Raw genomic sequence first — 19377 nt, forward strand, 5'->3', positions numbered from 1 at the left:
GCCGTCTGCCGAAAAGCGCGTCCACGATCTTCCCTTTTGAAACGACCGTGCAGGGCTGGGGCAGACGGTAGTCGAGCACCGCCCATCCGCGTCAAGTCAGGTAGACCTCCTGCCCGTCGCGGAAGAGGCGTCGCTCGGCTGCCTGTATGGAAAGCGTCCCAACCGAAAATTGCGGCTCCGGAAAATGCCCATGGCGACGTGCCACTGCATGGATACGCGCTGAGAGTTCCCCCAGATCGAACGGCTTGACCAAATAGTCGTCGGCTCCAGCGTTGAAGCCCTCGATGCGATGCGAAATCCGATCGCAGGCTGTCAGAATGATGACCGGTGCCGATTCAAGTTCCTTGATCAGCTCCCGCAGATAGTCGATCCCATTGCCGTCCGGCAGGTGAACGTCGAGCAAAATAAGGTCGTAGCCGACCACAGCTGCATAATCGCGCGCTTCGGACAGGTTCTTGGCCCAGTCGACCGCGTGGCCACCAGCCACCAAATGATCGTGCATAGCACTTCCAAGGTCCTTATCGTCTTCAGTGAGCAGTATTCGCATCATGCTGCCGAGCTCCGGTATGAGGGCAAGGCTCCCATCTTATTGGTCGAAGCTGACAATAGGCTGAACCGGCGGCAGCGAATTATTTGGGGAGCTTTCAGGCTGCTGTCAGCTACAACTTGCAAGAAAGGGGTCGTTAACAAAGCCAAACGAAGAGCCCCTATGAAACCCGTCCTGAACTCGGCACTTTTGCTCAATGTGACCCCCGGCGGCTGCATCAGCAAATTGATTTGGGAAACAGGCGCGCCGGTTCTAATGACCGACGCAGGCCGAGGTCTGGAGCTGGACCAGCGAACGGCGTCTTCGGTTTTTCAGGCAACAGCCACATGGAAGAATATGATTGGCTCGACCATGCGCCGAGCTTTGTCGAACGGATTGGTCGCGGGCGCACTACCACAGATTATGGCAGGTTTACGCCCTGGCCTTGACACCCGGGGTGATCGTCACCGGCGGAGCCGCGGCGTACTGATCGGATATCTAACGTCGCTGAGTCTCTCGTCGGTGCAGTGGATCTCTCGGCTTAGCCATCATGCAAAAAACGACGGTTCCGCGACACCACTTTTCAGGTCCGTGACACAGGCTTTGTGAGCCGATCTGTTGTTCTTACCCCAGGCTAATGGCTGAACAGCTCTGTCGCCGGCTCGATGCGCCAGATGGCGCGATGTTTTGAACCCTTTCACGAGGCGACGGCAGCAGCCGACCGGCTCTCCTATCGCGGCTCCCGCGATCCACACACCCAACAAGGGAATCTACCATGGTAATGAAGGCACCGGTTGCCGACGCTAGGAATGGGTCGGTAGTAGATCGGCTGGTCGGCATCGACCTCGCTCGGGGCCTGGCTGTCTTCGGGATGTATGCCGCCCATCTCGGTCCCGACCCCGGCGAAGGAGGACTAGTCGGGTTTCTGATGGAACTAACCCATGGGCGGCCGTCGGCCCTGTTTGCCGTATTGGCCGGTTTTTCAATCCTCCTGATTACAGGTCGCAAGGCGCCGAAGTCGGGGATAGCCGGTAGACAGGCCATCGCCAGAGTCGCAATTCGTGCCCTTGTTTTGCTCGCGCTTGGCTCAATCCTGGGCTGCCTCGGTACCCAGGTCGAAGTCATCCTAGAATACTACGGAATTTGCTTCTTGTTGGTATTGCCGCTCCATCGGCTCAGCGCATATCAGCTGGGCTTGATCGCTGCCGCTACGGCATTAGTTCTCCCGCAAGTCCGTTCCTCCCTTCTGTCGGTTGCCCCCAACCTCCTCGACCCGGTCTTCAACCTCATGGTCAACGGCTACTATCCCGCGGTGACCTGGGTTCCTTTCCTCATCGCTGGCATGGCCATCGCGCGCCTTAATCTTAATACGCTAGCAGCGCATTGGCGCCTTGGTCTGGCGGGGGTCGCGCTGGCCGTGTTGGGCCATGGGGGATCCTTGCTCGCGCTGAGTTCCCGCGCTTTGACTGAAACCTCCTTGTGGTGGTCTGACGTTGACGGCGCTTTTGAGCCTTCCAAGTCGTCATTTATAGTCAAGTCGTCATGGATAGCCGCACCTCATAGCGAAACGACGCTTTCGATCGTGGGCAGCACCGGTTGCGCAATGATCATCTTGGCGGCTTGCATGCTCGCTGTGGATGCGCTCCCGCGTCTGCGAAAGCTGGTCTGGCCAATAATCGCAGTCGGCTCGATGTCTTTGACGGCCTATGTGCTGCACATTGCGGGAATAGCCTATCTTATGAAGATAAACATTTTCAAAGACGAGAGCCTGTCCACGCTCTTTGGCTTCGTTGTGGTTATCAGCACTTTTGCGGTGCTTTGGCTGCGCATCTTCCAGCGAGGACCGATGGAAGTGCTGATGGGTAGGGTCGCAGATCTCGCGCGTCACATCCGCTGAGCACCGCCGCGCCCCGGCCTCCCGATCACATTACGGACAAGGTGGGGCTTTGTCCAAAGCTTGTTCGCGGCAGGGGAGGGTACTTCCTCCCAGCCTGCCGCCTTGTTGATGGAAGCTAAAACGGTCGCGCAGGCGCTAGAGTTGCATCGGCATAATCAGCTTAAACTCGCGAAGTTAAACCCGCGGTTGGTCTATCTCGGCCCGCCTCACCTGAAAGGCTAAGGTATCCGTTTCGGTCAAGGGTTTTAGGGGCCATTTTCGCTGCGCCTTGAGGAGAGCGTTTGCTAGGATGAGGAGCTTTCGCAACAAGATGATGACCTTTGCGGGTTTGCCTGCCGCCTTTAGCGCCTGGTATTTTGCCTTGAGGTCGGGGTTGAAGCGCAGGGCGAAGGGCCGGGCATGTAGAGGGCCTGGCGAACATTGGCCCGGCCGCCCCGGATGAAGGCGCGGCCGCTCCATTTTGCCGAGGCCGGCGAGGCTTGCGGCCTTTGGTTCCGAGTTCCGGCATGTCGATGGTGAGTGTGCAGGCGGTGGCATCCGATGCGCCATATGCTGGTCAGGATTTCGCGGCGCTGGACAGCGTCGGGATCGGCTTTCATGAGGGTAAGCATCGTCTGATCGATATCGCTGAGTTCACGTGGATCTGCTTCCAGCCACTCGTTGTTGTGGCGCCTGAGCAAGGCAAGCGGTCAAGGTCTGGCTCTGGTGCTGGCTGCGGTGCGATCCCCGCACGGGCCAGGTGCCGATCGTGTCGACGATCCACCTCGCCGCGACCAGAGAGCTGCTACTCTCTTCCGCTGTTCATTCTGGCCTCTTCGCAATGAATGTCATAAAATCACCTGTCGCAATTAATGGTTTTTGATTTGGCTCCTACAGCTGGCAGATATCGCCGAGAGTTCCGCAGAGAGCGTCGAAAGTTTTGGCCGCCTTCTTCCGCAGCCGCGCCTTGAGTTTTGAGCAGACCTGTCTTGATCGGGTTGAGATCGGGCGAGCATGGCGGCAGGATCAGGAGCCAGTGCCCCTTTGGCCAACCAGTGGGCGGCGCGTACCTTGCCGACAATCTGGGGTTCCGAACCCGACAGTTGGTTTTCAACCCGACAGTGGCCCGCCTCAGAGCAGGCTACCGCCCTTCGGAGCAGGCAGAAGCTAATCGAGGTTCGCGGGTTCCGGTTTGAATGTGCAGGTCGCTGCGCGCCTGATCTTTCGGTCTGGCGGCACATGACAAAAACTCTCATTTTGGCCGACGATACCCGGTCAGGAGCGGGTATCGCAGTCGAGAAGCGACCCGAGCACGTCCACAAGATGTGCCGAGTTTGCAAGGTGTGTCATTGTTTCTGTCAACGTTCGAGCGACAGCGCACGACGAAACGTCTGGCATACGCCTCGTCTGGCACGCGCCTCGCATATGTTGCAGTTGCTGCTGGAGATCAGGCGATCGAGTGGGCCTTGCAATTTTCCGATTTTGATGCGCCTAAAGTCTCGTGTACAAATCAGGCTGGCGTGAATGGCCTGCCTAAGTTGCGACTTATTACAAAGGAATGGATATGGCGACTGGAACGGTGAAGTGGTTCAACAGCACGAAGGGTTTTGGTTTTATTCAGCCTGACAACGGCGGTCAGGATGTCTTTGTCCACATTTCCGCTGTTGAACGAGCGGGCCTGTCGACCCTTAATGAGGGCCAGAAGATCAACTACGAGGTGGAACAGGATCGCCGCACGGGAAAGTCCTCTGCAGGCAGCCTCAGCAAGGCTGGCTAACGGTCCGGGAAAGCCTTGGCAAGGTTCGTCATCGCCGGAACGCATTGACGGCTCGAAACCCGGGCCGGAGCATGCAAGTTAATGCCGCGGCAGGGATTGCTGGAGCCATCATGAATTACTCTGGAAATGAGGCTCTTGGACGGGAAAGGCGGGGCTCATCCCCGCCCTTTGATTCCGCGCAGATTGGGCCAACGGCTGCTGCGCGTCCGAACGACTGTTGATACGGATTTAGGCTGCGACCTTCTTGCGGGTCCGTTTCGCCGGCGCCGTGGCTGGGGCTTCCGGCTCTTTCGGTTTGCGGCCGAGTCCCATGGTCTTGGCCAAGGCGGAGCGCGCAGCGGCGTAATTCGGCGCCACCATGGGATAATCCGACGGCAGACCCCATTTGGCGCGATATTCGTCTGGGGTCAGACCATAGTGCGTCGCCAGATGGCGCTTTAGCGATTTGAATTTCTTGCCGTCTTCAAGGCTAATGATGTAGTCCGGTTCGATCGACTTTTTGATCGGGACAGCAGGTTTTTTTACAGGCACAGGCTCTTCTGCCGGTATGAGTCCAGCCGTGCCGTTTAGAGCCCCGTGCACTTGGGCGATCAGGGCAGGAAGCTCCCCCGCCGGGACGGGGTTGTTGGAGACGTAGGCTGATACAACATCGGCAGTGAGCTCGATGAGGATGTCGGTCTTGTGGGGTTCTTCTGTCATAAACTTCTCCGGGCAGCTTGAAACACAGTTGGGCGAAGTGTCGCTTCATAGTGGCGGTTGCCGCTGAAAGCAAATGGATCGACGGGTGCGCTGCTCCTCCACCATTGAAGTCTCGGCGACGCATCCCGTCATCGTCCATCGCTAAAGGCAGCGTATTGAATTATGGGAGCGGTCGCGCCCGCCCCACCATAGCGATACAGCAAGACAATCAAAAAAGCCGGTCTTTGCTTGGCCCCAAATCTTTTCTCCTTTCGTGAACGCTGAGCTGCCAAGCTGCTACAGTTCACCTCGCGGGGCAACCGTGCACAACACAGGAGTTGCCCGAGCGATACATTCTTCACTTGCCGCTTATCAGCGCTGGTGATTGCACTTTGCAGCCTGCCTCCGGACCCGCAGCGCTCACGCTGTTGGTTTTGCGCCTGCAGGCGTCGGAAGTCGGATCGCCGCAGCTAATTTCCTCAGGCGGACGAATTCAACAAATCGATTGTTTGGATCGAAGGCATCCACACCATCGATGCCTCTAGAATATGATCCAGCTACAATCACCGTGCTGTAATGGCAGGGACGGCCAGCACAAGCGCGACACGATCCGGCGGGTCCATCGCTGCGTTACGTATTCATGGCTACTGCATCGGGCGCTCGGTCGACCGCCTTAAGCCAGGTCGCCGCATTGCGAGACGGTGACCGGCGAGGGAGAGGGCGCTCTGGCAACGAAGCGAGGCGGGTGGCCTTGCGGGTGGCCGCGTGATGTCATCCGGCTCTCCTGCCGATCTCTGCCGGCCAGATCTGGAGCAACTGTTTTGCATAGATATGGCTCTCTTCAGGGGGCCATCTATGATGGGAGCCGAGCGCGTGTTCGAGCCGGGGAACAGGCTGCGCATGCACTGTGCCCACCTATTGCGATCGTGCTAACCTTGGTTGTTCGGACTTGCCGTTAAAGGCAAGCGACAGATTGAAGTTATGCTGCACCATCTGATTGCCTGGCTCGTTTTCGAGAGCTCGCCGATACAGGGCCTGTGCCGCGTCATGCCGCCCCTCAATGTCCAAAATCACGCCCTTCGCATTCAATGCACGTACGTTTCCTGGGGCTGCAACCAAGACGCTGTCGAGCACCTCAACCGCTTCGTGCGGGCGCTTCTGGCCCACCAAGGCATTTGTAAGTCGTATCGCCGCATCAACATTGTCCGGGTGCTGCTTCACCTCATCCCGCAAAGCCCGCTCTTGAACATCCTGACCAACTTCGCGCAAAATGCGTTCGCGCATAGCCGGATCGATTTGATCGGCGCTGAGCAACTCGGGGGAAGATGTCTCCTGCACGGAAAGAGCCGGCTTTTGCCAGCTGGCGCAACCGCCCAAAGGCAGAATGGCGAGTACGGCAAAAAGAAGTGAGTTCCGGCGCAGAAACATAGGCGATGGAGAAACTGTATTACTATTCATGTTATCTCTCAGTTATCGGGGAGGCGCGTGGCGTTCAGTTAGGAAAGGTGGGACTACTCTAACAATCCGCTGTTCGATCCGTGCGGGAGTGTGACGGATCCTGCGGGGCGAATTGTAAAGTCGGAGGCGAGGTCTTGATAAGACAGCACGGCGAGATCAACCCCGTTTCGCGTCAGAAAGCCGCGGACGAAACGTCGGACATCCATCGACGTCAACAGAATAGGGCGGGTTTGACCCGGTTCTGCGTTCGAAAGGACCTGACGTATCTGTGATAGCATCGCTTCGCTTTGCCGATCCTCCAGTGCGAGATAGGGGCCTGCATCCGAATCTCGAACCGCGCCACGCATCACATCCTCGCTCTCGCGCTCGACGACCAGGGCGGACACGATGCCCTCCGTGTTGGCATGGCGGTGGCAGATCTGTCGCTTCAAACCAGAACGGACATATTCCGTCAGCAGGGCAACGTTCTGCTCACGCTCGCTCCATTCGGCCAATGCCTCCAACACGAGACGGGTGTGGCGGATTGGGATACCTTCCTCCAGGAGGCGGCGCAGAACATCGGCAATCCGAGGAATCGGCGTCGTGCGTAGCACCTCTTTCACAAGCTCAGAATATTCCTGCTCCATTCGGCCCAGGAAATGTCGGGTCTCTTGGATGCCCACCAATCGCGGTGCGTAGCGGGTCAACGCTGCATGGACGCGCAAGGCGAGGAGTTCGCCGGGAGCCCTATGCTCCGTGCCGGCGCCCGTAAGGGCCTTTGCAGGGGTATGTTCAACCGGGAGTCTGTCCGTTTTCGGCTCACGTCTAAGGGGGACACCGCTCGAGTCGACGTGCGCTACATCGGCTCGGAGCGCCATCTGGTTTGGATCTAAGGCGTCCTGTTCGACTGGCACGCCCTCGACATCAATTCGGAATTGCGATTCAGGCAGCTGCTCGTCAACCAAGACAGGGATGCGAGGAACGATAATGCCCAGATCGGCTGTGACCAGGAGCGAAACGCGCCCAATATGTTTTTGCAATTCGGCTTGATCGACCGCCTGCATAAGATCTGGCGCTAGAAAAAATGCGATCGGGAATTCCTTCGCAGGCGCGGCTTGCTTAGGCTCCGCTGCAGTTCCACCTTTCGCATCGGCAGTGCCGGCGCCCAGCACATCAGCCTTGACAATGCTTACCGCAGCGAACACTGCGGCCAGCATCAGAAAGACGGGGAGGGGAAACCCAGGAACGAACCCCATTACAACCAGGACGCCGGCCGCCAGTCGCAAGGCTCGAGTGCTGGCCGTGAGCTGACTGACCATTTCTGTACCGAGGTTGATCCTCGCCGTCCCAGTCACACGGGTGACGATGGTCGCCGCAGTAATGGAGAGCAGAAGGGCCGGAATCTGCGATATCAATGCATCGCCTATCGTCAGCAGAGTGTAGTGATGCAGTACCTCGCCGAAGGACATGCCCTTGGAGAGCAGGCCGATCGAAATTCCACCCAGCATGTTGATGCAGATAACCACCAGCCCGGCGATGGAATCGCCCTTCACAAATTTCATCGCGCCGTCCATCGCGCCATAGAGTTGGCTTTCCTTCTCCAATTCGGCGCGCCGCCGGCGGGATTCGTTGGCATCGATGTGGCCGTTGCGTAGCTCTGCGTCGACCGCCATTTGCTTGCCCGGCAGAGCATCCAGCGTGAAACGCGCCGCCACTTCTGCCACCCGTTCGGCACCCTTCGCGAGGACCATGAATTGCACCATGGTGACGACCAGAAATATGACGAAACCCACCACGATATTGCCTGAAATGACGAAATCGCCAAAAGTATGAATAATGCTGCCGGCCTCCCCCTCGGCCAGGATCAGTCGCGTCGTTGCGACCGTGAGCGCGAGACGGAATACAGTGGAAATCAAAATAACGCCGGGCAAAGAGGAAAAATCAAGTGGAGTACTGACATACAGGGCAACCATCATCAGCAGTATGGCCAACCCCATATTGAATCCTATCAGGGCGTCGACCACCACGACCGGGATAGGCATGACCATCATCGCGACAGCCAGAAGCAGCATCAACGCAACCATTAAATCCGGGCTGGCCGGCGCACGCTTGATGAAGTCACGCAGGACGTTGGCCATCGAGACACCTTTGCAATCGGTTGAGACTTACTCTGCTGTTACGCCATGAAACGTGGCTTTCGAACTCCGAAGGCGCCTCAGCCTTGGCCAGCGCGTGACCCTGCATGAGAGCCACAAGCAGGCGCGAAATGGCTGGGCAGCAAATGTTTCCAACGCAGCCAGCTTGTCAGCACCGAGCGCGACAGGATGTTTGGCTGGCCATAGAGTGCTGCTTGATGGGGCCTGCGAGCTTTCAATATTGGAGAGCAGCAATGCGGCCATTCCTGCTCAGCAGCACACGGCTGTCCTCAATACGTTCGACCACCCATCCATCAGCCAAAATGGCGCCGACAAAATACTTCTCGCTGTCGATGACAATATATGGTTGGACCCCATGCCACACAGCTTCGACCGCGATTGCGGATGGCGCCTTCTCCTCTTTGATGAGCACTCCGTTCACCAGTGTTAGAGTACCCTTGGTGCGACGATCGAACGATTGCTGAAGCTTCTGCCAACTGATGACCGATTCAGACGTGACGGTGCCTTCGGCGGTCACAACACCCTTTGCCGACCCAATCTTGACGTCGAGAAGACCCGCTCGATCGACTTCCTCCTGCAGCTCTTGGGCCGCTGCCTCCGTAAGTTCATTGTCAGCGCGGTGACTGATCGTTCTGGACGCGACTTCAGCCCGAAGTGAATTGGGGCTCGATCCACTTGCATTGCCAAGATAGGAGATCGTGCCTGAAAGCGCGCCGATCCCGAGTGAGCTGATTATGACCATGGCGAGCACACCGATCGGTAGGCGCGGTATGCCGGTCGAACCAGGCGGCTCTGCATCCTGCACGGACAAAGCAATGGACATCTCGCCTACGAGCAGGACGACAGGAAGGGGCACAACAACGGACTGGCCTGCGGCGATATTCCGGTTGCCCTCGATACTGAGTCCGGGTGCAAGCGCCTCCAGTTCGATCGACTTGCCAAGAAGAGTTACACGAAGGTGATGCGGTGCCAGTCCCTGCTCGACAAAGACCAAATCGGCATCGAAGCCGCTGCCGATTAAACACTTTTGAAGATCCGTCTTGCCGGTCAGACCGCAATAGTGCCCCGAACGCACTTCGAAACGGAGGGAAACGGCGTCATCCACAGAGCATCTCTCAAACAGGATAGAAGCCGCATGGCAATTGCCATGCGGCTCATTTCGGGACTACGTCGCGTCAATAAGGAGACGCGCTAGGGGGCAGTCTAAAACCCGCTTCCGACATTACGAAACGCGTTCGTCGGCGGCCTTCTTGATGGTCTGGAGATTGGTCGTTAGAGTGCGCAACTGGACACTCCTTTTCGTCGCCTCCAAGCTAACATTGGTTAGTTCCTGCACTTGCGCCTGAAAAGCAGTAGCATCAGCTCCGCTTGTATTGCCGGGAGTGCCACTGTTAGTTTTATCGGTATTGCCGGCGCTACTGGTATTGGTATTGCCTGATTTTTTATTATTATCAACTGCAGCCATGATCATTCCTTTTTCTGTTGGAGTTGTGCCGTCAATAACGGCCTGTATGACCTCACGCCGGATTTCCCGCGTCAGGCATCTTCTGTGTCATCCAAAGCTTCATCGGCCTCAGCCATCGCATCGTTCGCGAATTGGAACGCGAACGATCGCAGGATACTTTGGAAGGCTTCACTTTGTGCTGCAGACTGTGAGTTGTCTTGAAGTTGATCATTTGAAACGGTCCGGTTATCCGCCCGATCGTTCCCGCCAGCTGCCTTGCCATCATTCCCACCAGCTGGCTTGCCATCATTGCCATCAGCCGGCTTGCCATCACCAGAATGCTCGGATTTCGAATCCCCATGGCCCTTTCGGATCAAGGAAGTCCCGAGGTTGCCAACTCCACTCCCAATTGCTGCTATCATCAGGTACTCCGGCATTTGCCATTGGCGGCGACGTGTTAAAGGTTAGCCTCGATCAAGCTAAGGGCGGGAGCTTTCGAGAACCTGACGGCTTTTGACAAAAACCGGCCAGCGCAAAAACGTATGCTCTGCAGGATGTTGCTCTCGCATCGAACAGTCGACCACGATCTCGGCTGTTCGGCCAATCCCGCCGTCCACGCATGCCGCGACCGAATGGCAGCCGCAGCAGCTCGTTTGCATCCTCGATGCTGTGGTGTCGAACAGGAGACACGGTCCACGTGCTGCATGACCGCAATGACCGTATTCTTGCTGGCTCCACGGGCGCACGCAACGAGCAGGAACTCGGTCTTTGCATCACCATTCTCTCGCCTGCACATCACGGCCCGGCGCGGTGAGCTCATTGGCTTCGAGAAGGTCGGCGACCGTACGAACATGGGATGGTCTGCCGGCTTTGGGAGGCCGGTGCGGATCCTCTTCTCACCATATCGAAAGCTTGAAGCGGTCGGATTTTCTTGCCCTGTTCGTGAGAACTCCCATCGTCAGCTAATCGTCAGCCAAGCGGTCTATCTAGGCCGGCCGTGCCTGACCTTCGGATCCAAAGGTCCCGTCTCGACACTTTTTGTAACTATAGATCGAAATGGTCCGCGTGATACGCAACGCACACGCTTCTCTGAAGCAAATGTGTGACTTTGTCGGTGGCGAACGAGAGGAGTGACGCATCAATAAAATCGTCAGGCACGTGTCTAGGAAGGGGAGCTAGCCGAGTTGGTCTGATTTCATTCGCTGTTCCTGGAAATCGGCGGACTGAAGCGCTGATAATCTCAGGACATCGATGGCAACGTTGCGAAAGTCCTGTGAGCTCGGGCCAATCTTGGCCTGCTACTGAGAAGCACTTTGGCGGGAACATTACGCCGTCGCGGGTCTGGCTGACCGTGACGTTAACCGAAAGATGCCGCTGGTCTCGTCAGCCGCCAGCACAATAGCAGCACATTCTCGCCTACTACGGAGACGCAATATGAAGGGCATTGGCCGACCACGGAAATCGCAGGCTGAAACTGGAGCCAGCCGCGCGGGGCGGGCGAGCAGTTCCCTTTCGCAATCAAGTCTTGCTGCGGGAGAAGGTGGACAGTCATTCGATTCCGTTGTGGAGCAGATGCGCTCTGGGGACGCCGATAGGAGGCCCTCCTCCCTTCCAGTTGCGCGCGGTCCAGGCGATGCCCGCGAAAGTCTGCCAGGCGCCTCGATTGGCGAAGATCAAATCCTGAACACACCGCCACGTGGAGCCGCTGCGCCACCACGCGGAACCGTAGCGCCACGTGGCGCAGCCGCAAGGCGGCGCGGTTCTCCCTCCATGTCTGAGGGCGAAGCCATGGCGCCGGTCGGTAGCCAACTATCAACCGCGCAGGTGGAAGGCACCAGCTCATCGTCAAATAAAGATATCAGTCCGACACAGCTCAGAATGAACAGTCTTGTTCAACAACTGACTGATTGCGAGGCTGCGGCCAGGAAAACCGACGTCCCCGAGGAGGCGGTGGAGCTGATCAGTGGGGTCGTCGATGCAGCCTCAGCAATTCTGGAGTACCGCGCTAGCCTGCCTGCGGCTGAGGCGCAGACAATTATGCCAGACGACAAGGTGCGTAGATGTTGCCAGATCGTGTGCGACGCCGCGAATGAAGTAGACAAACTTGGCCTGTCGACGATCACGAAATTGGACAAAAAGACCAAGAAAGCGGCAGGTATGGTCGATAAACTCTACTCCTACTCCCAGGCGGACCGGCAGGAGCTGTTGATTTTAAATGTGGAGAACCACCATACGGCGGCAATTAAGTGGTGGGAAAAAAAGGCATGGCGCTCCGAACGGCAGCGATCCGCCTGCGCTGCCACCGCTAGCCTATCCAGTGGAACGCCCGTGATGCGGGAAGCCGAGCGGTGCGCACTGCGGCTGCGTGCCGGCTCGGTACTGAGTGTCAGGATCTGGCTGGTCCGTGAGCGGATCGGTCTTGCGCGGGCCAAGATTGAACTGCGGGCGAGCAGGTTCGAGCCAGATTTGAAGGAACTCCTCGTCGGTCGAAATGGAGTGGTGCAGCTGATGGCAAGCGCCGCTCAAGAAGCTCTTCGCGCCCTCTCTTTGGCGAAGGGCATAATGGATGATGGCAAAACACTCAACGCTCATGATTGCGCGGTTGTAGAAAAAATCATGGAGCGGCTTTCGGATTTTGGATTGGCGTTGCACGAGGTGCATACCAAGCTAAGCCATACCTACCCAGATGCCGGCCTCCCATTGAAACTGTTCGAACGGATCGTGGACGATGCATGGATCACTGCGCACGATGCCATGCACTTGTTGAACCTGCAGTCTCCGCCGTCAGCCATCATGGCGCCACAGGCCCAGGCGGGCGCTGCGATGCCGGCCAGGGCAGGCGCTGCGATACCGGCTGACACTGCTGGTACGGCTGCAGTGTCAGAAGGCACTACAGCGCGAAGGAAAGGGAAGTCAAAGCATAAGTCGGCAGCTCGCGCCGGGACTTCTGCCGCCGGGCAGCCATCAACACCAGTCGCTGCGAACGCCGGCACAGTGCCAGCAGCCAAGGTTCTCGCGCGCTCGGATCAAGTTGCGAGTACACAGGTGAGAGCGCAAGAGGTGGCTGCGAGTTCGTCGGGGGCAGGCTCGACAATCGGGGGCGCCGCGTTGTCAATGGAGGTATTGACGGAGCGGCTCAAACGATTGGACGAACTTTTGCAGTTCGATCTGGCCGGTCAGCAAAGCGTCGTCTCCCAAGTGCGCCAGATGAAGCCTGAGGAGGCCGGTAAGGTCGTGGACGATGTGGCCCAGTACCTGCGAGCCCAGGCCATTGAGATGCAAACCTGTCTCGCCGGGTTGCAGGGGCGTAATGTACGCCTGCTACTCACCTCCACCCAGCTACCCAAAGTGCACGAACGCACAGACCAGCTCAAAGGGTTGCTGAACATGGTGCTGGGACAGGCCAACGCATTGAATGAAGGAAAAGCCGGCATTACGACTGATTGCATGAAGACCTACGCATTTCCGGCGCAAAAATACCTGGAACATTTGTGCAATGCCGACGAATTGATGCCGCCGGAGGCACCGGTCGCGCTGCGTGGCGAGCCAGGAAAGCTGTTTGAGATGAAGCTGCAGCCCAAGATGCTGGTCAATGGTGCGATGCCGAGCCCGATGTGGGTGCACATCCACACGAGTCGCCCCGTCATGGCCAGAAACTTGGAAGGGCTGGCTGATTCCGAATTCACCGCTTGCCACGTTAAATCCAACGAACAGCGCGGCTACAATCGAGAGCGAGAGGAAGCCGATGCTAGGTCCGGTCGCGAGAAGGTCATAATTCATCGCGGCAAACTCACCCCCGCTTTCTGTAAGTCCTTGTTGACCTCAGGGCTTGGCCGCCAACCACGCCATTCGCGTGCCGAGCTCCCGTCGGCGCAGGCTGCATGACAGGGCACTCAGAATGCGGCCGGCCACGCTGTGAGTCAGCGAGCATTTCTCCTGGCCAAACCGCGAATGCCGCTGCGCGAGTTGCGGTCCGGCGATTGGAGTCGATCGGCTACCGTCAGGGCCGATTTGCGATGTCGCGTTACCGGCTGTTGACGTGGCGGCGTATCTTGCCTCCCATCCAACTTATCGCCGAGATCGCGCCGCCAAGATCGAGGCGGAAGGTCTTCCTGCGAGCGCGGAGCAGGCATAGCCGATCCGATCGGGATCGGCGCATCGCAACGACCCAACGGTGTGGTGGAGAAAATTGGATTCGGGAGAGCTCGGTTCCAAGAGGCGGAGTTCCGGCCCGAATACAATCCGCTCGCAAGCACCCACGATGCGCATCCGCAGTTTATTGTCTGGGAGATGGGCTGGATTGCTCGGCGGCGCTGGCGCTAAGGCGGGGCTGTCGCCGGACAATTAGCATTCACTGCCAACAGCCTTGCAACCGTCACCAGTTGCAAGGCTCGGCGGCGGGTCGACAAATCACATGAAATCGTCGTCGGACCCGCTATCGCTGCTGTCGCTATCCTCGGTTTTGTGGAGATAGAGTGGAGGTTTGCCTGCACGCTGCCACTCACCGGCACTGTTCTTCGTCCATTTGTCGGGATGCTGCGTAGGGTCAAGCACCAGGTCGCCATGATCCACTTCAACAAACCCCATCGTCTGCGCGCGCGCTTGTGCTTCCGGATTAGCCGCACGCCAATTCAGCAACGGTCGGTCGCCGTCTATCCGAAGTTGATGCTCCAGCAGAATATCGCCCGCATTTTCGACGAGCGGATGGGCGACTTGAAGATCCACTATGGAAGTGACCTCAGTTCGACCAGGAAATTGTTCCCGCCAACTTTCCGATTCGAACTCGTTCATGCTGAATCCGCCTTCCATTCTCAGCAGTCCGGCACTCCGGTCTCCCAATTGGTAACTGAAATATCGCGCGTGCTCCGTATCTCGACGGATGCCATATTGCTGAGCAACGTCCGCGGTGCGCCTGGCTCGTGACGATACGAACTCCGAATACTCTTGAGGATTGTCGGCGATGTGCGTGATTTCATCACCATGAAATTGCCTCACCTGTCTCCTGAAGGAAGTCCTGTTGATCTCCACCACAGGAGGTCGGGAATTGAGGGAGTATGCTTGGGGAGCCGCCGATGATGAGGCGCCGCTACCTTCCGATCCGGATAAGTGCATTCGGGCAAATGTGTCCGCGAACCCTTCGCTTCCTGCATCCGATTGCTCGCCGGCATTATGCGCGCGGTAACTATCGGATGAGCCACCAATTCGACCATACATGACGATTCGTACTCCTATGTTTCGCAACCGAGCTCAAGTTAGCACGGCTGTTCAACATAGGGCGCTTAGTTGACGACTAGCTGACGAGGGCATTCCAACGGCTGCACCAATCAAATCCGCACTGCCGGCCTCAAAACCTCGGACTGCGCCACGCACCGGCCAGCAGAGGCTGCAAGGTCATGCCCGGAGGACTTGCCGTAGTTGCTGGGTGGCAGATCCGAGGGGAGTGATTGCCCCAGGCCCGCGGTTGCGCGGTTGGCCTGACAGAGACACTGGGGCACGGATGGCCAGCCGACATTTGCCACTAGCATGGAGCCAGGTCAGTTTTGAACTGGGCAGTCGTGGACTTCCATGACTAGGCCAAGCCTGCGGCAAAGAATGCTTTCGCGACAGGCTGGAAATATTGCATAGGAACCGCGTGGCCGAGTTTTGTAGTGCCTATCAGCTGACGCGCTAAGACATGGTCATGGACGATCGTCAGGCGTAGTGCCCGCGCCTCGCTCAACACATGTGAAACGCGCTCACCTTCGGCACGGCAAACTAAGAACGGCACCCCGGTTTCACCGCGAACGTAACGCAGACCGATCAGGACCGCCCTTCCTGTTAAGACCAGCGTGGCGCGATGCACGCCAAGCGCAGGCTCGTCGGCCGCCTCCTCGCGGATGCGACGCTGTTCACCTTTCAACTCTGGCGCTCCTTGCTGATCCTTCGACTCGCGCGTCACTTCGGTATTGGTCATGCGCATTTCGCGCAGATACAACGCGCGCTGGAGCAGAAGATCGATCAGTCCGCCGACCAGCAGTGCGCCGGCGCCAATTCCCATCAGCAATTTTGTCTCCATAAAGATGAGGCCAACACAGCCCATGCCGCAGATCGGCAGAGGGACCATTGTCTTCCACATCCCGAGAAGGACAATGGAAAAGGTTGCGCTGAGAACCAATACCTTGAACATGGTCTTGCAGACTTCGACCATGGAACGAGCAGACCCCAAGCGCTTCAGCCCTTCAAAGGGGTCAATTTTCTTAAAGCTGAGCTTCATCGGCTCCAGAGAGAAGACAAATCCACCATTGGCTAGCAGGCTGGCCAAAATCACCGCGGCGACAAGGGTTCCAAGCAGCGGGCCAACAGCCGCGACTGTGAGTTGGACGAGCACAACCAATGCCTGCGGCACCGCGGTATCGAAAGGTAGGCTCTGCAACTTGGTGGCTAATAGGAGCGCTTCCCGGCATTTGTCCTCGATCACGCTGCCTCTTAGCCAAAGGTAGCCGAGCCCAGCGCAAGTCCCGACCGCGCGGACGAAATCGGAGCTACGTGGCAGCTGTCCTTTTTTGCGCGCTTCACTTAACTTCTTCGGGCTGGCGGCGTGTGTCTTCTCTTCACTTGTGTCGCTCATGGCAGCAATTTGTCGAACCACTCCAGCACGCCGTTGGCACGTGTGACCTCCAGTTTCATGCTCTCCACCAGATAGGCAGCGTAGGTGACCATGAGAACTGGAAAGACAATGTTCTTGATTGCCGGAGACAGTTGGCTCGCCTTAAATTGCGGGGCAAAGCGACGCAGCAGCATCATCGATATATCAATCAGTATCAGGAAGAACACGACAGGCCCCGAAACCAATAATGCCGTGCGCATTATGCTGTCGAGAAGCCCCAACAACTCCATTGCTCCTGGCCCGCTCAGTGTCGGGTGAAACTGATACACCGGCCAGATCAAGTAGCTGCGGTACAGGACACTGATCAAAGTTTCCAGGCCTCCTGATCCGACGAATATGGCAATCGCAGTGATCCCCAGAAAAACGCCCATCGCGGAAGCCTGACTGTTCGTCGCGGGATCGGCCGAAGCGGTCGGGCTGCTGATGCCGCGTTGGTTGTCGATAAGCTCCCCGGCAGCCTGAAGGCCCCAAAGCGGAATGCCAAGAAAAGTGCCAAGGAGTACACCGACAAAAACTTCCTTGAATCCGAGCAGGGTTAGCTGGATCAGGCGCGTATCAGGATCCAGCGCCGGCAATCCGCCGCTGACGTGTGCCAGGCATGGTAGTGCGAAGCCAACAGCCAAACAGCCCCGGATCAGCCCACTGATCTGCGAGCGTGTGAATACGGGAAAGATCAGCATGATGCCCATCGCGCGGGCTGCCCCAAGACCTGCCGCAACGACGAGTTCGAAAGCCGTCTGGATCAGAATTTGAATATCGGCCGATGGCGCGTCCATGGGGCGGACTAGTAGCTAAGTGTCATTGCGGGAAACTCGGTGAAGATCTGATCGGCTAGCTCTATGAGCGGGGCGCTTAGCACAGGAGCAAACAGCCCAATCACCGCGACAACGACCAGAAGCTTCACGGTGAGCGGCAAGCTTTCATCCTGGATCTGCGTCGCCGCCTGGAGGATGCCGATGACGAGGCCGACAACCACTGATGCAATGAGCGGCGGTAGAATCCAGATCATGAAAACCACCAGTGATTGGCTCATAAGAGTAATGATGCTGGATTCAGTGATGATCAGCCTCCCGGTAACGTATAACTCAGCACAAGCCCATGCATCAATTTTGACCAACCATCAATGGCAACAAACAAGAAGATCTTGAACGGAACAGATATAACAGTTGGTGAGACCATCGACATACCCATTGCCATCAAGATAGTTGTCACTATCAGATCTATAACAATAAAAGGCAGATAAAGTAGAAATCCTATCTCAAATCCGCGCTTCAATTCTGATAGCAAGAAAGATGGTACAAGTATTGCAAAGTCATCAGGCGTGGCTGCAGCGTGCATTTCCTCTGGCCAGACCTTTTCTGTCGAAGATAGGAAAAATCGCCGCTGCTCTTCATTTGTGAATTTCTTGAGATGCTCGCGCAAGGGCTCACTTCCGGCTTTAGCGGCGCTTACCCAGTCGTCGAATGTCTGATAGTGGAGCTTGGGATCCGACATGCGGTCATAGGTCTGCTCAGCAACGGGCGCACTAACGAACATAGTGAGGATCATCGCCGCGGCGTACAGCACCACATTGGGTGGTATGGTCTGGGTCCCGAGCGCATTGCGGACGAGGAAAAGAACAATTGATACCTTTACAAAGGCCGTTGTCGTGGCAACTGCTAAAACCAGCAGACCGAGTCCGGCGGTAACCGCAAGAAGCGCCAGGATTGTCGGCTGAGCTTCACTCATTGCATGCAAACCCGCCACGGAGCCTGATGCCCAGCTCTTCTCCGATGCGGACAATGTCGCCACGCCCGATACGCTGACCATTGGCCACTATGTCGACCGGGCCGTCGATCGGCCATCCAAGTTCAAAAATATGCCCTTCGCCGGCACTTCTTAATTCCCCAAGAGAAATAGGCCAGCGGCCGCATTCAAAGACAAGCACGATCTCGACATCGTCGAGATCCTTAGTAAGCTCCAGTTGCGATCCGGGTTGTGTCATATGCGCACTCTCCAAAGGACACGGTCGCGGGCGGAAAGGCCCCCGCAAGATTAATTCATCGCCGTCAAGATCCGCCTCGGCGCACAACTGGCCGACAGCTAGGGTGATCTGGCCGCGGCCGAACGGCGCAATATCGGGCAACAATGCATCACCGACACATGCGCTTCGAAGAAGCGCCGCAGGAAGGCGAAGCGTGCCGACCTCTCCTGCAACAATGAGCGGGAGCTCTGGAGGCAGCCCGCCCAGCTGCCGCGGCAACTGGGCAAGCAGTTCGCCTAGCGCGCGAAACGCAGGCGGTACTAAGCCGTCAAGTGGCGTGAACAGGAATAGACGGCCCTTGCCCTTGACCGCGCCGAAAATGATGTCGAGTTCAAGATGAGGAGCCAGCATCGTGGCTTCGCATACCCGCACGAGTTGCACGTTCAGACGCGTCGTCTCCTCCAGTCGAGTGACAAGCGGCTCCAGAGCGAGTTCGAGAATTAGCGAAGCAGTTGGCTCGGAAGGGAAGGCCAAGCCGTTCTGCACTGTCGTGATGAACTCCTCTACGAGCGGGCGCGACAGTGACAAGATGACCGTTTCGGCTCCCACTCTCCAGACGCAGTCAAGCATCGGAATGGCAGCAGGTTCCTGCTGCCAGACAAGCCCTGCCGTTCGCACCGATAGCGGCACCTCGTTGATCCGGCTTTGAAACGGCGTGCGCGGCGCTGCTGTATCATTGAGCCACGAGACAACCGTGTGGGACAGTTTCAGAACTGGTTCGAACATGGCGGGTGTGACCGCAGCGCCTATCAAAGACTGCACGGTCGTGTCATTCGGACGACCTCTTGCGACCGTCGGATCCGGTTGCGCGGCA

16 protein-coding genes are annotated in these 19377 nt (G+C 57.5%); 3 read left to right on the forward strand and 13 right to left on the reverse strand.

Annotated elements, in window-relative coordinates; all coding sequences use genetic code 11:
- Window positions 1-91: 91 nt before the first annotated feature.
- Complete coding sequence (locus tag P9217_RS29100) at window positions 92-550, reverse strand: response regulator transcription factor (protein WP_224570033.1); 459 nt, start codon at window positions 548-550, stop codon at window positions 92-94.
- Window positions 551-1301: 751 nt separating this feature from the next.
- Between P9217_RS29100 and P9217_RS29105 the strand changes: the two genes are divergently transcribed.
- The gene (locus tag P9217_RS29105) at window positions 1302-2423 is read left to right on the forward strand and encodes a DUF418 domain-containing protein (protein ID WP_063169274.1); all 1122 of its coding nucleotides are present in this window, start codon (window positions 1302-1304) and stop codon (window positions 2421-2423) included.
- A 1543-nt stretch (window positions 2424-3966) separates the two neighbouring features.
- Window positions 3967-4179 (forward strand): cold-shock protein, encoded by a 213-nt coding sequence (locus P9217_RS29110; protein WP_008874821.1) that lies wholly within the window; start codon window positions 3967-3969, stop codon window positions 4177-4179.
- Between the two features lie 228 nt (window positions 4180-4407).
- On the opposite strand, the gene P9217_RS29115 is transcribed toward P9217_RS29110, so the two are convergent.
- The 6 genes from P9217_RS29115 to P9217_RS29140 all read right to left on the reverse strand — a co-directional run bounded on the left by P9217_RS29115 (window position 4408) and on the right by P9217_RS29140 (window position 10316).
- Window positions 4408-4878 (reverse strand): MucR family transcriptional regulator, encoded by a 471-nt coding sequence (locus tag P9217_RS29115; RefSeq protein WP_024505385.1) that lies wholly within the window; start codon window positions 4876-4878, stop codon window positions 4408-4410.
- A gap of 894 nt (window positions 4879-5772) precedes the next feature.
- The gene (locus P9217_RS29120; RefSeq protein ID WP_082826568.1) at window positions 5773-6315 is read right to left on the reverse strand and encodes a tetratricopeptide repeat protein; all 543 of its coding nucleotides are present in this window, start codon (window positions 6313-6315) and stop codon (window positions 5773-5775) included.
- A gap of 53 nt (window positions 6316-6368) precedes the next feature.
- On the reverse strand, window positions 6369-8432 hold the full coding sequence (sctV, locus tag P9217_RS29125) for a type III secretion system export apparatus subunit SctV (protein WP_063169272.1): 2064 nt from the start codon (window positions 8430-8432) through the stop codon (window positions 6369-6371).
- Window positions 8433-8664: 232 nt separating this feature from the next.
- The gene (locus P9217_RS29130) at window positions 8665-9555 is read right to left on the reverse strand and encodes a hypothetical protein (RefSeq protein ID WP_024505382.1); all 891 of its coding nucleotides are present in this window, start codon (window positions 9553-9555) and stop codon (window positions 8665-8667) included.
- Between the two features lie 117 nt (window positions 9556-9672).
- Complete coding sequence (locus P9217_RS29135; protein WP_224570034.1) at window positions 9673-9915, reverse strand: nodulation protein NopA; 243 nt, start codon at window positions 9913-9915, stop codon at window positions 9673-9675.
- Window positions 9916-9986: 71 nt separating this feature from the next.
- On the reverse strand, window positions 9987-10316 hold the full coding sequence (locus P9217_RS29140; RefSeq protein WP_081714433.1) for a hypothetical protein: 330 nt from the start codon (window positions 10314-10316) through the stop codon (window positions 9987-9989).
- Between the two features lie 1348 nt (window positions 10317-11664).
- Between P9217_RS29140 and P9217_RS29145 the strand changes: the two genes are divergently transcribed.
- Window positions 11665-13779 carry a hypothetical protein gene (locus P9217_RS29145; protein WP_224570035.1) on the forward strand — a complete coding sequence of 705 codons (2115 nt, stop codon included), beginning with the start codon at window positions 11665-11667 and terminating at the stop codon, window positions 13777-13779.
- A gap of 525 nt (window positions 13780-14304) precedes the next feature.
- Here the strand turns inward: P9217_RS29145 and P9217_RS29150 are convergent.
- From P9217_RS29150 to sctQ, 6 genes are all read right to left on the reverse strand, one after another.
- On the reverse strand, window positions 14305-15108 hold the full coding sequence (locus P9217_RS29150; RefSeq protein ID WP_024505378.1) for a hypothetical protein: 804 nt from the start codon (window positions 15106-15108) through the stop codon (window positions 14305-14307).
- Between the two features lie 355 nt (window positions 15109-15463).
- Entirely contained in the window at window positions 15464-16501 is a 1038-nt protein-coding gene (locus P9217_RS29155) for an EscU/YscU/HrcU family type III secretion system export apparatus switch protein (protein ID WP_024505377.1), read from the reverse strand.
- Complete coding sequence (gene sctT, locus P9217_RS29160; RefSeq protein ID WP_063169270.1) at window positions 16498-17316, reverse strand: type III secretion system export apparatus subunit SctT; 819 nt, start codon at window positions 17314-17316, stop codon at window positions 16498-16500. Before sctT ends, P9217_RS29155 begins: the two co-directional genes overlap by 4 nt.
- An 8-nt stretch (window positions 17317-17324) precedes the next feature.
- Window positions 17325-17600 carry an EscS/YscS/HrcS family type III secretion system export apparatus protein gene (locus tag P9217_RS29165; protein ID WP_024505375.1) on the reverse strand — a complete coding sequence of 92 codons (276 nt, stop codon included), beginning with the start codon at window positions 17598-17600 and terminating at the stop codon, window positions 17325-17327.
- A 2-nt stretch (window positions 17601-17602) separates the two neighbouring features.
- A complete protein-coding gene (sctR, locus tag P9217_RS29170; protein ID WP_029354851.1) occupies window positions 17603-18268 on the reverse strand; it encodes a type III secretion system export apparatus subunit SctR in 666 nt (221 codons plus the stop codon).
- Entirely contained in the window at window positions 18261-19289 is a 1029-nt protein-coding gene (gene sctQ / locus P9217_RS29175; RefSeq protein WP_095769044.1) for a type III secretion system cytoplasmic ring protein SctQ, read from the reverse strand. Before sctQ ends, sctR begins: the two co-directional genes overlap by 8 nt.
- Between the last annotated feature and the right edge of the window lie 88 nt (window positions 19290-19377).

Source organism: Mesorhizobium sp. WSM4989 (assembly GCF_029625795.1).
GTDB lineage: Bacteria > Pseudomonadota > Alphaproteobacteria > Rhizobiales > Rhizobiaceae > Mesorhizobium.